Here is a 14,419-nt window from a genome sequence, read left to right as displayed (position 1 = left end):
CCTTAGTTAAATCGATTCATTGTGGCAAGAAAGTCGCCGTTGGTCAAGTAATCACTACTTGCCTCGACCGCTTTATCAATACTTTGTAAAACGATGGGCAGATCGTCTTTTGCAAAAGGACTCAGGACATGATTGACCACGGTTTGTCCTGGACGTGGACGATCGATCCCGATTTTGATCCGGTCAAAGACTGTTGAATCCAAATGAGCGATCAAACTCTTGATCCCATTGTGGCCACCTGCACTGCCTTTTTGGCGCAAACGAATTTTCCCTAATGCTAAATCGAGGTCATCATAGACCACCACTAGTTCTTCTTGGTAGATACCAAAATAGGTCATCAACGGGCCTACCGCACGACCCGATTCATTCATGAAGGTTTGTGGTTTGACCAAAAGGATTTTTTCACCCTTCAAGAAAAACTCTGCCACCTCTGCTTCAAAAGCCGACTTTTTAAAGGTTGCTTGGTACTTTTGTGCCAACGCATCCACTACCATAAAGCCAACATTATGTTTGGTTTTTTCATATTTTTTGCCAGGATTTCCCAAGCCTACAATCATTTTCATTTTTATTTACGCTCCATTATTTCTAGTTTCAAGCTGATTCTTCATCTATTTTATCGGTTTTCTTATCCAAACACAAAATACTGGGCACACAAATGCGCCCAGTTCTTTTGCTTAGGTAATTATAACACGAAATGGACTGTTATGGTGGCACCCTCTTGCTCAGTTTTTATCTTTCTTAACGAATCTTAATAAAACCTTGATATATCTTCTTTTTGACGTAATAATAAAGAAAGCATTTACAACTGAAACAGCGATATTTTGTGTAATATTGTTGTGCAAATCACATGACAAACATACTTGAAAATGGTAGGATGATAGCGAGTAAAACAATTATGCGGAAGGAATGATACACAGATGACTGCAAAAACGAACAAAAAAGATCACCAAAAGGTAATTCTTGTTGGAGACGGTGCGGTTGGTTCTAGTTACGCGTTTGCGCTGGTGACCCAAAACATTGCGCAAGAAGTCGGAATCATTGATATAAATACAGCAAAAACAGAAGGCGACGCAATTGACTTGTCCCATGCTTTGGCATTTACTTCCCCTAAAAAAATCTATGCCGCTTCTTATGAAGATGCACATGATGCTGATTTAGTCGTTATTACTGCTGGTGCGCCTCAAAAACCAGGCGAAACCCGTTTAGACTTAGTTCATAAAAACTTGAAAATCAACCGTGAAGTAGTTACCCAAATCGTTGATTCAGGCTTTAACGGAATTTTCTTAGTTGCAGCAAACCCAGTCGATATTTTGACTTATTCTACTTGGAAATTCTCAGGCTTCCCGAAAGAGCGCGTTATCGGTTCAGGTACCTCATTAGACTCTGCCCGTTTCCGTCAAGCATTGGCTGAATTGGTCGATGTCGATGCCCGTAACGTCCATGCCTATATCTTAGGGGAACACGGCGATTCAGAATTCCCTGTTTGGTCTCATGCCAACGTAGCTGGCCTACAAATCTATGAATGGGTCAAAAATAACCCAGACATCGATGAAGAAGCAATGGTCAACATTTTCTTCAGTGTTCGTGATGCAGCCTACACCATCATCGAGAAAAAAGGTGCGACCTTCTACGGGATTGCGGTAGCCTTAGCACGGATCACTCGTGCGATCTTAGACGATGAAAATGCTGTTCTCCCATTATCTGTGTACATGAACGGCGAATACGGCTTAAACGACTTGTACATCGGTGCGCCTGCAGTCATCAATGCTCAAGGGATTCAAAAAGTAATTGAGATCCCATTAACAGATGGTGAAAAAGACCGGATGGCCGCTTCAGCAAAACAATTAAAAGATATTCTTGATGAAGCTTTTGCAAAATTAGATGCGGAAGACAATCAATAATTTCTTTTCCCTCGTGTTAAATAGTCAATTTTAGTTAGTCAATTATGCGACTGAACGAATCCTCCAGCTCACTCTTTTTCAGACCCCTTTGATCAAGATGGCTTGCTGCCGATTCGTTCAGTTTTTTTATCGTAAGAAATGCGTTTCTACAGCTTGCCTAAAGATAGTTTAAGAATTTTCTATTTTTCATGGAAGTTTCATTTGCCATATTCGCTTTCCCGTGGGAATATGGTATGATTTAAGCGTTATTATCTATTATGCCATTAGAAAAAAGGAGTAGTTGAATGACTCGTTCAAACAAACATACTGACGCCAAGAATAATACGAAGAAAATTGTTCTGATCGTTGTGGCTGCTTTACTCGTCGTGATCGCTGGCGGCTATACCTACCGAAGTACATATTATGCAAACCGTTTTCTACCAAAGACTGAAATCGATGGAATCGACATCAGCAACAAAACCGTTGCCGAGGCCAACGACCTGCTGCATGATCGCTATTCACAAGAAGACTTTACCATCAAAGATGGTGATAGCGAATGGAAAACAGTCAACCTTGCTCAATTTGGTTTGCAGACGGATTTCACCGATGAGCTGCAATCATTAAAAGATGAACAAAATCAGTGGAGCTGGGGAATGGCTTACGTTTCGGCTGCCGAAGAAAAGAAGCTAGACAATCTCTCAGTAGACCAAGACACCTTGACTAGCGAGACCAACACGATCCAAAAAGAACTCGAAACCTTAAATGAAGATCGTACCAAATCGGCTAATGCCACGTTGGAAAAAGGCGAAGACGGCTTTTCTATCAAACCAGAAGTTGACGGCGATGCCATCGATGTTGACAAAGCAGTGGCAGACTTGCAAGAAGCCATCGTCAGCGGCGAAAAGGAATTGAATCTCGTTGATTATGTCACAAAACCAAGTGTGACCGCCGATGATCCAGACTTAACGAAAGAAATGGATTCGTTGAATAAAATCGCCAAAGTAACCGGCAATTATACGATCAACGGAAATACGTTTCAAATCCCAAGAGAAACGATCATGGATTGGCTCTCTTATAAAGACGGCAACACAACGATCGACGAAGACAAAGTACGAAGCTATGTCACATCGATCGGCGAACAATACAATACTAGCACCAATTCTTCGACCTTCAAAAGTACCAAGCAAGGCGAAGTGACAGTCCCAGCCGGTACTCTTAGCTGGACGATCCAAACCGATGCAGAAACAGAAGCATTGATCGAGGCGTTAAAAGCAGGTGAAGACTTCACCCGCACACCGATCGCTCAAGGAAGCACCGATGCAGGCAGCCCGCTGTTTGGCAACACCTATATCGAAGTTGATCTAAAAAACCAACACATGTGGTATTACAAAGACGGACAGCTTGTTCTTGAAACAGCCATAATTTCCGGAAAACCAGCCACACCAACACCAACTGGCGTCTTCTATGTCTGGAACAAAGAAGAAGATGCAACCTTGACTGGTGAAGATTATGCGTCCCCTGTTGATTACTGGATGCCCATCGATTGGACCGGTGTCGGTATCCATGATTCTGATTGGCAGACGGAATACGGTGGCGATCTTTGGAAAACCCGTGGTTCTCACGGCTGTATCAATACTCCGCCAGGCGTGATGAAAGAATTGTACAGCAAAGCCGAAGTCGGTACACCCGTGATCGTGATTTAATCAAAAAAGAATCAAACCTTTTTATAGACGAACCAAAAGCTGCAAAAGAAAGATCTTTTGCGGCTTTTTTGTTGTCTCCCAAATGTTCCTATTTACAAAGAACCATTTAATTAATATACTTAATTAATCATTTTAATTAATAAGGAGAATCATTTTGGAAAAAGTCGTTTTTATTGATCGTTCTACTTTGGCTGGAAGTCTAATTAAAATTTTCGCCCGCAACATCCAACTGCTGTCCGAGGATCAAATCAGCGTAACTGTTGTGACACCAGAACGTCTGGCGAATTATCGTTTTGCGCAAGAAAAACTCGTTTTGGTCGATCCCTTGCTTTCTTTAACAGATCCGATGATCGAGCAGGCCATCCCACCACGCATCAAGCGCTTTTCGTTTCCTGTCAATCATTACAGCGGGATGAATACTGAAGCCATTCTAGAATTGATCCAACAAACATAACCTAAAAAGGCCGACGGAAACCAATGGTTTCTGCCGCCTTTTCTCATGCCACTTGCCCTTTGTTAGACCATCGCTTCTTCTTGTTCTAACAAAGTAACTTGCTCTCCTTTGCCTTGCAGTGCAGCAACGTGCATCGTGCCCCACTGGCAAAGAGTATCCAATAAGCCGCCTAAGGTTTCTCCATATTCACTCAAGGAATACTCAACTTTGGGTGGTACTTGATTATAGGATTTGCGAGTAACGATGTCAGATTCTTCTAATTCCCGCAATTGCTGGGTCAACATTTTTTGACTGATGCCAGGGATCTTCCGCCGTAAATCACTGGGACGTAATGCCCCATGGCGCAAATTACAAAGAATGATGGGTTTCCACTTCCCACCGATGATATCCATCGTTGCTTCAACACCGATATTATAAATTTTTTCTGCCATTTTTTCCACCTCATTACGCTTGATACCACACAAAGGTTACCAAAAGGTGGGTATCAAACAAAAAAGTACGTACTATACAGTATCACCACCTCATTATATGATGATACCAGAAAAAAATAAAGGAGATGTTTTTATGATCGAAAAATTATCAGATACCGTCACCCTGAACAACGGCAGCAAAATCCCTGGTTTAGGGTTAGGTGTCTTTCAAATCCCTGAAGCTGACACAGCAGAGGTTGTGAAGCAAGCGATTATCAATGGCTATCGCTTGATTGATACGGCGGCTATCTATGGCAATGAAACAGGAACAGGGGCAGGAATCAAACAAGGCTTGCAAGAAACGGGGTTGGTTCGTGAAGAACTCTTTGTCACTTCCAAACTTTGGAACGATCATTTAACTTATGATGAAACGATCCACGCCTTCAATGAAAGTTTGGCCCGCTTAAACCTCGAGTATCTCGACTTGTACTTGATCCATTGGCCAGGAAATCAAGCATTTCAAGAGTCCTGGCGTGCCTTGGAAGACCTCTATGCGGCAGGAAAAATCAAAGCGATCGGGGTCAGCAACTTCCAGATCCATCATCTGGAGCAATTATTGGCCGTTGCTAAGGTCGTTCCTGTTATCAATCAGATCGAACTGCACCCCAAACTGACGCAACAAGACCTGCGGGCTTTTTGTGCCGAAAAAGCAATTACGATCCAAGCCTGGTCACCTTTGATGCAAGGCAAACTGCTGAAAGATGACACCGTCTTGGCGATCGCCGATGCACAGCAAAAATCAGCGGCACAAGTGCTTTTACGCTGGGCTATTCAACAAGGGATCTTAGTCAATGTCAAATCGACACACCCCGAGCGAATGATCGCCAATGCAGCGATTTTTGATTTCCATTTATCAGAAGCTGACATGGCCCGCTTGAACGCATTAAATGAAGACTTACGAGTGGGTCCAGATCCAGACACATTCGATTTTCATTAACCAAACGATATACTAAACAAAACCTTAGGAGGAAGTATAATGACAAACACAAACACAGGCTTTTCAATGGTTAACCACGTGGGAATCACCGTCAGCAATCTCGAACGTTCCATCCAATTTTATGAAGCATTAACGGGAAAAAAAATCGCCAATCAAGATACGATTGGCGGCAAACGCATGGCGCAAACGCAAGGATTAGAAGATACACTGATCAAATATGCCAATCTTCATTTAGACAATCTCAACATCGATCTTTTAGAATACGTCGAACCAAGATCCAACAAAGCTAGCTATTCCAATGAGCAAATCAGCGCGATGCATCTTTGTTTTGAAGTCGAAGCTATCGATGAAGCCGTTGCTCGTCTAAAAGCCATTGGCGTTGAGCCTGACGGCACCCCCATCGTTTTTGAAGAACAAGATGGTTTAAAAAGCGGTTTCGGGACAGGTGTTGCCTACTTTACAGATCCAGACGGTACCAATCTTGAATTGATTGCACCAAAAGGCCCTTTTCAACGGGGATAAAAAACCGGATGGCGCTGCAAATCGCCAGCCGTTTTTTTGCTAGAAGCACGTATTTTTCGATTGTTCCCCTTCATAGAAGCGTTCATAGCGGATACAATAAGTATGTACTCATCTTTAGTTGCTTCACTTACTTATCCAACAAATCGCACGTGAAAGGTAGTGATCTCGATCGATATTGGACTTTTGTTGTTGATTTTTACGGGTATTTTTTTCATCGTCTTCTGGTGCTTTTTCCGAGAAGAACCCAATTATGTATTCGGCTTTCGCACCAAGCGCAGTACAGCCAGTGTCAGCAATTGGCGTTTTGCCCAGCAGTGGTTCTCCTTGTTAGCGATGCTCTTTCTAGGCGGGGTCGTTTTATTGCATCACAACGAGCTGATCGCAGAGGCTTTTTACCAAGTAGCCGTTTTTGGCAGCTATCTTCTAGCAGCGCTACTCGTAGAAACGGCACTGTATCTCAAAGATTCACGCACAAGCACCAAAAAGTAAGACAAAAAAGACATTCCAGCGAATGTCTTTTTTCTATTGTTTATTTTGATGATGGATCGTGATCCCCAACACCAAGGCTAAAATCCCTGAAACCACCCAGATAGTGCGGTGGAATAAGAAAATCCCTAGCAAGCTGCTTAAGACTGCACCAAAAAAGAAGCCGCCGATGATCAAGGAAATAGAAATGATCTTGGGTGTCACTGATCGGTCCTTTTTAAACCAGCGCATGTACACATAATCAGCCAGTGAACGTAAGTTGCCGGTGGTCATCGTGGTGGCATAGGGCATCCCTGCCAATCGACGATAGGCGGCATATTGAATCGCTGCAAAAAAAGATAACCCCGAATCGATCATGACATTGGGGAATGATCGAGCAAAAAAGCCCAGAACCAAAATACCGATTGCTTCAAAAATCAATGCGGCATTTTGCCAAACGATCCAGCCCCCTGTCGGAAAATGATGCTGCAGATAATTCGTCACTACGATCCCCACTAAAAACATGAAGATTGGCGGCAGATATCGAAAGGCTTGTTCAAACTGCCCCGTTGAAAGATTGATCCCTAACAAAATGACATTCCCCGACTGCATACTTGCAAATACTTCCCCGTGAAACAAGTAGGTATACGCATCTAAAAAACCACCTGCCATCGCAAGAAGAATCCCCACCGGCAAACTTTCATGCACGACAAACTCCGATTTGCTTTTAACACTGCTCAAACTTTTTTCCATTGGTTTCGCCTCTTGTTTTTTATACTTTCTGACAGCTTACTGCTTAAAAAACGTCGACAACTCGTTATGTTTTGCGGCGTTTAGGTGACTTTTTCGATAGCTGACAAATCAACCACCCCAAAAGAACGGCGGTCAGTGCTCCAGCTGAATCCAGCATGACATCTTGAAAAAGCGGCGTCCGTCCTCCCGTCAGCATTTGATGGTATTCATCGATCCCAGCGTAGCCGGTGGCTGCCAACCAAGCAAAAAAAGCGGCTAGCCAAAAAGGCTGTTTTCGCAAACTAAGCGTTAAGAACAAACTGCCCCCTAAGACAAAATAAGTGAAGAAATGCGCACCTTTGCGAATGAAAAATTCCACAAATGAGAAATAGCCTTTTTCCGCAATACTGATCTCCGACCCAGCATAGGAAAAAGAGATCGTCTCCAACCAATCTTTCAATGGTTCATTTTTTAAGATTCGTGAAAGCAACCCGATTTGTGATTGCTGCTCATAGGTTTGTGAAGAGCTGATAAAGAGGATGACCATTACCGCAATTGCGATACAAAAGTAAAAGTTCGGTTCTTTCAGTAATTTTTTCATAGTTTTCACTCCTCATTTTCCTATCTTACCATTTTCATTTGGTGATGCAACTGTTTTTCCAGCAAACCGTGGAGACATTGCACACACAAAAAGAGTGCTTCCGTCAAGTTTAGAAGCACTCTTTCTTTTTAAAAATAGCCATCGGTATGAAAAGCCGTCACCCGTTTGGTTGTGAGATCTTTGGGCTTGTGACGTTCAGCTTCCTCAACGATTCTCAGGGCTGTTTTGCGTTTTTTTCTCCAGTAAATAATGACGAACCCATCTCGTAGCCTTCTACATAATGATTCAACCGCTCGACGACCTCTGCTGCCGCTTCTTGTGACGGCGTGATGATCAATAAAATATCAAACCCTGCAATCGTGCCGACAATTTCTGGCAGCTCCATTTCATCAAGATAATTGGCGATCACATCGGCGCCGTTTTCAGCCGTATGAACGACAACTAAAAAGTCAATCTGCGTAATCTTTTTTAGATACTCATACATCGAAAACGCAATTCTGTCTTCTAGATCCTGCTCTTTGGATTCAAAGATCGAATAATACGGTCGGCCATTTTTGGCATACGTTTTAGCGATGTTCATTTCCCGCATGTCTCTAGAAATCGTGGCTTGGGTAGCTGAAACATTTTCTTTTTTTAATAAATTCATCAATTCTTCTTGAGACTCAATCCGATGCAGGACAAAGAGTTTTTTGATAATTGCTTGTCGCTCTTTTTTTTTCATTTACTTGATCCGCTCCTCTCAAGTCGCCTCGCTTACTGAAATAGTTGATCCGTCTCGTTCACTTCTTGAAACGCAGCTTACAAGAACAGCATCGAGAAGATTAAAATGGCAAGATTGGAAATTCCGATAACCAGTAACGGTTTGCGCATAAAGCGAGTCCAAGTAGAATAGTTGACCCGCGCCAGCTCCAATCCGCCCATCACGACGCCAGAAGTTGGTGTGATCAAATTCACTAATCCGCAACCAGCAGTAAAGATCATGACCATGACGTTCGGATTGAGTCCGATGCTTTGCGCCAAGGCACCCATGATAGGGATCGATACATATGCCAGTCCTGAAGTCGATGGAATCAAGAACGATAAGAGCAGATACAAAATATAGGCGCCAATTACGAACAGGACAGGTGATAACCCTTCTAAAAGATGGGAAGCCCGATCCAAAATAAACAGATCCAAGTACGTCGTTTGCATAATGTAGGAAGCCCCCCGTGCCACAACGATGATCAAGACAACGGATAAAATGTCTTTGACCCCATCGATAAAGTTGGTCACGATTTCTTTTTCTGAGAATCCTTGAATCAATGCAATGATGATACTGATGTAGAAGAACCACATAGCCAAATCACCAAAATACCATTCACCGAAGCTATTACCGGTCAAAAAGGCGGTCCAACCGTCAAACACGTGGATATCAAAGTCGCCCCAAGGAATCAAGGAAACCACCATGATCACAAAGGATAAGCCAAAAATCGTCAAAATCAGGCGATGCTTTTGCGTAAACGCTAAGTCTTCGTTCGTATCTTTGACAAAATGTTCTTCCATTTCTTTTTGCTCTTGCAGCGATAAGATCGTGGAGCCTTTGTCGGCTTTAACTTTTTTGGCATAAGACATCACCACAAAGATACAATACGCGGTCGTGACTAGCCAAAGCAATGCGCCAACTACTAGGATCGTGCCATTATTCGGAGCAATATCGATGCTTCGTAAAGCATCCATTGCCACCCCTGTAGCAAAGGGATTAACGGTGGAGCCGATCACACCGGCACCCGCCCCCAACATGACGGTTCCTGCTGCGACGATCGTATCAAAGCCCGATGCCACCATTGTGATTGCTAATAAGGAATAGAACGGAATCGTTTCTTCCGCCATTCCATAAGTTGAGCCACCAATCGAAAACAACACCATCAAAATCGGGATCAAAATCAACTCGTTGCCTTTGAGTTTTTTGACCAAATGCTGAATACCAGCTTCTAAAGCGCCTGTTCGTGTGACAATATTCAAAAAGCCACCCAAACAAAGAATAAACACACAGATCTCGATCGCATCACGAAATCCGTTAAAAGGCGCCATAAAGAAATCAGAAAACTTGGCACCGACGACTTGGCTGACCATCTCTTCTTGCCCTGCTGGTAATGAAGGTGCAAAGGGCTGACCGGCTAGTAGCCAAGAAGCGACCGTCAACGCAATAATGATCAGAAATAAGATACTGAACGATGTCAGCGACTTTTTTTCTTTTTGCTTTTTTTTCATCTTCGTTCCTCCTCTATTGAATCAATCTTAGATGCAAATTGCCAACAGCTAATCTGTCTGTGGTCAATTCGCAACATGGGAAAAATAATCTTTGTCATAAATAATGAGTTCTTTGTAACGATAATAAATCTTTCTTTTATGCACGAGCGCCTTGATGGTTTGACTGACCGTCTCTCGCGTCGTTCCACTGTATTTAGCAATATCATTGATAAAAACTGGAAAAGGAATGCGAATCTGCTCTCCTTGTGACTGTCCGTGCTCGATCATCAAGAGACCGATCGTATTGACGACTCTTGTCTGCGCGCTAGAGGTGACACAGTACTCCACTCGGCGTCTTTGCTTCTCCAACTGCTGGCTCATTTGCTGATTCAGCCACAGCAACTGACTTGTAGATGAAACAACCAGCGGTTCAAACAGCGACATCGCTGCAAACTGCACGACAATGTCTGTTGCAGCGAATGCCGATACATCATAGTTGTCTCTTTCAAACAAGCCAATCAAAGGAAATAACTGATCAGGCCCAACAAAATCTACATAACAATAGGAATCAGTTCCGTCGGTTTTTTCGATCCGTACGAGACCTTCGATCACATGGAATATCCGATCTCTTACGTCGCCTTCATAAAAAAGCACTTGGCCTTTTTTGTACGTACGGCAGTAAATATGCTCCTTCAATCGCTGTTGATTTTCTTCTTCCAGCCATTGAAAGCTATTCGCTCTTGTTGATGGATCTTTTATTTGGTAGTCGATCATTTCTCTCACTCCAATGTTTTGGACTTGCTTTGCTACTTCGCTTATTTCCAGGTGATCTGTGTACCAGCGTCTTCAATTTCTGCCAGCTTATCTAAGGAAGTAATCACTGCCCGTTTCTCTGTGCCCATTTTGACAAAATTCAAAGCTGCTTGTACTTTCGGTAACATGCTTCCCGGTGAAAAATGCCCTTCATCGACATAGGTTTCCAATTCAGCGGCGGTCACATGATCCAACCACTGCTCATTTTCCTTGCCAAAGTTCAAAGCGATTTTTTCCACGCCCGTCAAAATGATCAGCTGATCCGCATCGACTAAACGAGCCAATTTTTCAGAAGCAAAATCTTTATCGATCACGGCTTCAACCCCCAGCCCATTATCTAACACGGGAATGCCCCCGCCGCCTGCGCAAATAACGATCGTGTTTTGTTCAATCAGCGCCTTGATGCTGGCAACTTCTTGAATCGCTTGTGGTGCAGGACTGGCAACGACTTTCCGCCAACCACGACCAGCATCTTCACGATAGATGGCATCTGTTGCTGCCATGGCTTCTTTGGCAGCTGTTTCCGTTAAGAAAGGACCGATCGGTTTGGTCGGATGGGCAAATGCTGGATCTTGCGCATCGACTGTAATTTCCGTCACCACTGTTACCACCGGCTTAGCCATTTGGGCTTCTTTCAACTGGATTCTCAGCTCATTTTGCAGCCAATAGCCAATACTGCCTTGCGTCATTGCCACGCAAGTATCTAAAGGCATCGCTGGGTTTTTGCTAGAATCACTGGCTTGTTGCTGCAAAACCAAATTTCCCACTTGAGGCCCATTCCCATGGGTAATGATCAAATGAACGTCTTTTTGGATCAGGGGAATTAAATACTCGACGGTCTGTTTAAGCCGTTCTTTTTGCCCTTTGGCACTGGCATCATCTGCTAGGATAGCGTTGCCGCCAAGGGCGACAACGATCGTTGGTTTCTTTTCACTCATCTGCTCACTGCTCCTTCTTACACTCTAGGAATAAAGAGATCGCCTAAGGTTACTGCCATGATTGCTTTGATCGAGTGCATTCGGTTTTCAGCCTCTTCAAATTGACGGCCCCAGTGACTGCGGAAAATGTCGTCTGTGATCTCCATTTCAGAAATGCCGAATTTTTCTTCGATCATTTTTCCATACGTCGTATTCGTATCATGGAACGCTGGCAAGCAGTGAAGCACGATCAAGCCATCGTCTTGTTTTCCAGTCGCCATTACCATTTCGCGGTTGATTTGGTAATCTTTCAACAGCTTCACCCGTTCTTCAAACTGGTCTTCTTCCCCCATTGAAACCCAAACATCGGTATACAGAACATCGGCATCTTTGACGCCTTTTTGAATATCGTCTGTTACCATCAGCTGACTGCCAGATTCTTTGGCAAATTTGTTGGCATAGTCTGTCACTTCTTCAGCTGGGAAAAGTTCTTTTGGTGCACAGATGCGAACATTGACACCTAAAATCGCCCCCGTCACTAACAAACTATTCGCCATATTGTTTCGGCCATCGCCCACATAGACTAACGTAATGTTTTCTAATGTACCGAAGTTTTCTTTGATCGTCATGAAGTCAGCGATCATTTGGGTTGGATGCCATTCATCGGTCAAGCCATTCCAAACAGGAACGCCAGAGAATTTGGCTAAATCTTCAACGACTTGTTGGCTGAACCCGCGGAACTCAATGCCATCAAACATGCTGCCTAAAACTCTGGCGGTATCTTCAACGGATTCTTTTTTGCCTAGCTGGATATCATTCGCACCTAAAAATTCTGGATGGGCACCAAGATCGATGGCAGCCGTCGTAAATGCCGCCCGTGTCCGAGTCGACGTTTTTTCAAATAAGAGGGCGATGTTCTTGCCTTCCAAATAGCGATGAGAAATATTTTGCTTTTTCAACTGTTTCAAATAGATTGAAAAATCAATCAGGTATTCTAACTCGGCTTTCGTAAAATCTTTTTCTGCTAAGAAGCTTCTTCCTTTAAATACTTGTTTCATTAGTAATTCCTCCTCTAGATTAAATATCTTCTCTAATAAATGGCATGCTCATGCAGCGAGGGCCGCCACGGCCGCGAACCAATTCACTGCCGGAGATTTTATGCAATTTGATGCCGGCTTCAGTTAATTTTTGATTGGTGATCGTGTTGCGGTCATAGACCACGACTTCGCCAGGTGCGATCGTCAAGGTATTGGAACCGTCATTCCATTGTTCCCGAGCTGCAGCGACCAAATCGTTCCCCCCACAGCGAATCAATTCCACTGCATCTAATTCTAAGTAGCGGCACAAAATGTTTTCTAACGTATCTTTTTCTTCTTTGATGGTTACGCCATCCCCGTCACGTGAGATTGAATAAACGGTCAGTTCTCCTTCAATTTCTGGATGGATCGTAAATTTGTCATAATCAACCATTGTAAATACCGTATCTAAATGCATGAATTTGCGTTCTTGACCAATATCAAAAGCTAAGACGTACTCAAAACTTGGTTCATGTTGGAACACATTACGAGCCAACTGTTCAATGGAAGTGGCATCTGTTCGTTGGGAGATCCCGATCGCTAACACTCGTTTTGACAGAACCAATTCATCGCCACCTTCAATTCGTGTTGGCTGATCACGGTCATAAAGCAAGTGCGGTGGCTGTTGTTGGAACATTGGATGATGAGCAAAAATGTATTTGCCATACAACGTTTCACGACGTCTTGTTTCTGAATACATGCGATTCAAGGAAACCCCGTTACCGATCGTCGCAAACGGATCACGAGTGAAATACAAATTCGGCATTGGATCGATCAAAAACGGATACTGGTCATCCACAGCACCAGCTAAGCTTTGACTATGGGGCAATTTCAGTTCATTTTTCGCTAGACCTGCCATCGTTTTATCGATGAATTGACGGTTATCTTCAAAAGATAAGAAATAATCGGTAATTTCAGCAATGATTTCTGGGCTTTGTAACGTTGTTTCTTCTAAATATTCCTTGATAAACTGCTCTTTGATTTCTTGACTAGTTAACGCTTCTGCTGCTAAATCTTCTAAATACAACACCTCCACATTATTATTACGCAATACATCGGCAAATTGATCATGTTCAGCCCTTGCTTGTTCCAAAAAGGGAATATCATCAAATAACAAGCGATTTAAATGATCAGGCACGAGGTTTTCTAATTCTCGACCAGGGCGATGGAGCATGACTTGCTTCAAGCGGCCGATTTCTGAAAAAACATGAATAGCATTTGACATTTCTTTACATCCTCCTTTGTTTTGATTACGCCTACATAGTACAAGAATGTATGCGCTTACCAAGCGACGTATTTCGCCTTCATTATGCAAAGCATTTGTCATTATGCAATAAAGAGTGAATATCTTCTTGCGAGCGTTTTTTTACTCGTTGTTATTTTTTTTATGTAATATTTATTCAGCAATTTTTAAATAAGAATTTGATGAGAATCAAAAAATGATCGATTTTGTTCTTTTCTTTGATTTTGACCTCCCCGCCCAATGCAGGCAAAGCTTACGAAAGAAAAGAACTTTTTCAACCAATAGCTTTCCTTTTTCGATTAAAAAAATCCGATGGTTGCGACTAAATGTGGCTATGCTATACTTAATAAGATCGTAGGAAAAGAAAGGGGTTTGAT

At 43.0% G+C, this 14,419-nt stretch carries 16 protein-coding genes; 6 read left to right on the top strand and 10 right to left on the bottom strand.

Features of this window, described 5'->3' with window-relative positions:
* Positions 1-2: 2 nt before the first annotated feature.
* The gene (gene pth / locus ACI3E5_RS10755; protein ID WP_015510502.1) at positions 3-563 is read right to left on the bottom strand and encodes an aminoacyl-tRNA hydrolase; all 561 of its coding nucleotides are present in this window, start codon (positions 561-563) and stop codon (positions 3-5) included.
* A 354-nt stretch (positions 564-917) separates the two neighbouring features.
* On the opposite strand from pth, the gene ACI3E5_RS10750 reads away from it, so the two are divergent.
* The 3 genes from ACI3E5_RS10750 to ACI3E5_RS10740 all read left to right on the top strand — a co-directional run bounded on the left by ACI3E5_RS10750 (position 918) and on the right by ACI3E5_RS10740 (position 4,037).
* Positions 918-1,901: an L-lactate dehydrogenase gene (locus tag ACI3E5_RS10750; RefSeq protein ID WP_005230720.1), complete on the top strand. Its 984-nt coding sequence runs from the start codon at positions 918-920 to the stop codon at positions 1,899-1,901.
* 284 nt (positions 1,902-2,185) lie between these two features.
* Entirely contained in the window at positions 2,186-3,583 is a 1,398-nt protein-coding gene (locus ACI3E5_RS10745) for a L,D-transpeptidase family protein (RefSeq protein WP_060791884.1), read from the top strand.
* Between the two features lie 154 nt (positions 3,584-3,737).
* Positions 3,738-4,037 carry a hypothetical protein gene (locus tag ACI3E5_RS10740; protein ID WP_005230717.1) on the top strand — a complete coding sequence of 100 codons (300 nt, stop codon included), beginning with the start codon at positions 3,738-3,740 and terminating at the stop codon, positions 4,035-4,037.
* Between the two features lie 62 nt (positions 4,038-4,099).
* Here the strand turns inward: ACI3E5_RS10740 and ACI3E5_RS10735 are convergent, their stop codons facing one another.
* Positions 4,100-4,468: a winged helix-turn-helix transcriptional regulator gene (locus tag ACI3E5_RS10735; RefSeq protein ID WP_005230715.1), complete on the bottom strand. Its 369-nt coding sequence runs from the start codon at positions 4,466-4,468 to the stop codon at positions 4,100-4,102.
* Between the two features lie 97 nt (positions 4,469-4,565).
* Between ACI3E5_RS10735 and ACI3E5_RS10730 the strand changes: the two genes are divergently transcribed.
* From ACI3E5_RS10730 to ACI3E5_RS10720, 3 genes are all read left to right on the top strand, one after another.
* Positions 4,566-5,444 (top strand): aldo/keto reductase, encoded by an 879-nt coding sequence (locus ACI3E5_RS10730; protein WP_370447899.1) that lies wholly within the window; start codon positions 4,566-4,568, stop codon positions 5,442-5,444.
* A 39-nt stretch (positions 5,445-5,483) separates the two neighbouring features.
* The gene (locus ACI3E5_RS10725; protein ID WP_005230712.1) at positions 5,484-5,966 is read left to right on the top strand and encodes a VOC family protein; all 483 of its coding nucleotides are present in this window, start codon (positions 5,484-5,486) and stop codon (positions 5,964-5,966) included.
* A gap of 159 nt (positions 5,967-6,125) precedes the next feature.
* Complete coding sequence (locus ACI3E5_RS10720; protein WP_005230709.1) at positions 6,126-6,455, top strand: SdpI family protein; 330 nt, start codon at positions 6,126-6,128, stop codon at positions 6,453-6,455.
* Positions 6,456-6,488: 33 nt separating this feature from the next.
* On the opposite strand, the gene ACI3E5_RS10715 is transcribed toward ACI3E5_RS10720, so the two are convergent.
* The 8 genes from ACI3E5_RS10715 to arcA form a co-directional block, all read right to left on the bottom strand.
* Positions 6,489-7,184, bottom strand: coding sequence for a YoaK family protein (locus ACI3E5_RS10715; RefSeq protein ID WP_005230708.1), 696 nt, complete (start codon positions 7,182-7,184; stop codon positions 6,489-6,491).
* A 64-nt stretch (positions 7,185-7,248) separates the two neighbouring features.
* Positions 7,249-7,764, bottom strand: a complete 516-nt coding sequence (locus ACI3E5_RS10710) for a VanZ family protein (RefSeq protein WP_034869460.1) — start codon at positions 7,762-7,764, stop codon at positions 7,249-7,251.
* A 214-nt stretch (positions 7,765-7,978) separates the two neighbouring features.
* Complete coding sequence (locus ACI3E5_RS10705) at positions 7,979-8,485, bottom strand: arginine repressor (RefSeq protein WP_005230706.1); 507 nt, start codon at positions 8,483-8,485, stop codon at positions 7,979-7,981.
* 77 nt (positions 8,486-8,562) lie between these two features.
* Positions 8,563-10,014: a YfcC family protein gene (locus ACI3E5_RS10700; protein WP_005230705.1), complete on the bottom strand. Its 1,452-nt coding sequence runs from the start codon at positions 10,012-10,014 to the stop codon at positions 8,563-8,565.
* A 63-nt stretch (positions 10,015-10,077) separates the two neighbouring features.
* Positions 10,078-10,767 carry a Crp/Fnr family transcriptional regulator gene (locus ACI3E5_RS10695; RefSeq protein ID WP_005230704.1) on the bottom strand — a complete coding sequence of 230 codons (690 nt, stop codon included), beginning with the start codon at positions 10,765-10,767 and terminating at the stop codon, positions 10,078-10,080.
* Positions 10,768-10,808: 41 nt separating this feature from the next.
* Complete coding sequence (gene arcC, locus ACI3E5_RS10690) at positions 10,809-11,744, bottom strand: carbamate kinase (RefSeq protein ID WP_005230702.1); 936 nt, start codon at positions 11,742-11,744, stop codon at positions 10,809-10,811.
* Positions 11,745-11,761: 17 nt separating this feature from the next.
* Entirely contained in the window at positions 11,762-12,781 is a 1,020-nt protein-coding gene (argF, locus tag ACI3E5_RS10685; protein ID WP_005230693.1) for an ornithine carbamoyltransferase, read from the bottom strand.
* 19 nt (positions 12,782-12,800) lie between these two features.
* Positions 12,801-14,024 carry an arginine deiminase gene (gene arcA, locus ACI3E5_RS10680; protein WP_010748983.1) on the bottom strand — a complete coding sequence of 408 codons (1,224 nt, stop codon included), beginning with the start codon at positions 14,022-14,024 and terminating at the stop codon, positions 12,801-12,803.
* Between the last annotated feature and the right edge of the window lie 395 nt (positions 14,025-14,419).

The sequence above is a fragment of the Candidatus Enterococcus avicola genome, assembly GCF_047470845.1.
GTDB lineage: Bacteria > Bacillota > Bacilli > Lactobacillales > Enterococcaceae > Enterococcus_D > Enterococcus_D casseliflavus.
This window is presented reverse-complemented; position numbering and strand designations above follow the sequence as displayed.

Coding starts and splice junctions, on each gene's coding strand:
- pth (WP_015510502.1), bottom strand. CDS start 563: ATGAAAATGATTGTAGGCTTGGGAAATCCTGGCAAAAAATATGAAAAA.
- ACI3E5_RS10750 (WP_005230720.1), top strand. CDS start 918: ATGACTGCAAAAACGAACAAAAAAGATCACCAAAAGGTAATTCTTGTT.
- ACI3E5_RS10745 (WP_060791884.1), top strand. CDS start 2,186: ATGACTCGTTCAAACAAACATACTGACGCCAAGAATAATACGAAGAAA.
- ACI3E5_RS10735 (WP_005230715.1), bottom strand. CDS start 4,468: ATGGCAGAAAAAATTTATAATATCGGTGTTGAAGCAACGATGGATATC.
- ACI3E5_RS10730 (WP_370447899.1), top strand. CDS start 4,566: ATGATGATACCAGAAAAAAATAAAGGAGATGTTTTTATGATCGAAAAA.
- ACI3E5_RS10725 (WP_005230712.1), top strand. CDS start 5,484: ATGACAAACACAAACACAGGCTTTTCAATGGTTAACCACGTGGGAATC.
- ACI3E5_RS10715 (WP_005230708.1), bottom strand. CDS start 7,184: ATGGAAAAAAGTTTGAGCAGTGTTAAAAGCAAATCGGAGTTTGTCGTG.
- ACI3E5_RS10710 (WP_034869460.1), bottom strand. CDS start 7,764: ATGAAAAAATTACTGAAAGAACCGAACTTTTACTTTTGTATCGCAATT.
- ACI3E5_RS10705 (WP_005230706.1), bottom strand. CDS start 8,485: ATGAAAAAAAAAGAGCGACAAGCAATTATCAAAAAACTCTTTGTCCTG.
- ACI3E5_RS10700 (WP_005230705.1), bottom strand. CDS start 10,014: ATGAAAAAAAAGCAAAAAGAAAAAAAGTCGCTGACATCGTTCAGTATC.
- ACI3E5_RS10695 (WP_005230704.1), bottom strand. CDS start 10,767: ATGATCGACTACCAAATAAAAGATCCATCAACAAGAGCGAATAGCTTT.
- arcC (WP_005230702.1), bottom strand. CDS start 11,744: ATGAGTGAAAAGAAACCAACGATCGTTGTCGCCCTTGGCGGCAACGCT.
- argF (WP_005230693.1), bottom strand. CDS start 12,781: ATGAAACAAGTATTTAAAGGAAGAAGCTTCTTAGCAGAAAAAGATTTT.
- arcA (WP_010748983.1), bottom strand. CDS start 14,024: ATGTCAAATGCTATTCATGTTTTTTCAGAAATCGGCCGCTTGAAGCAA.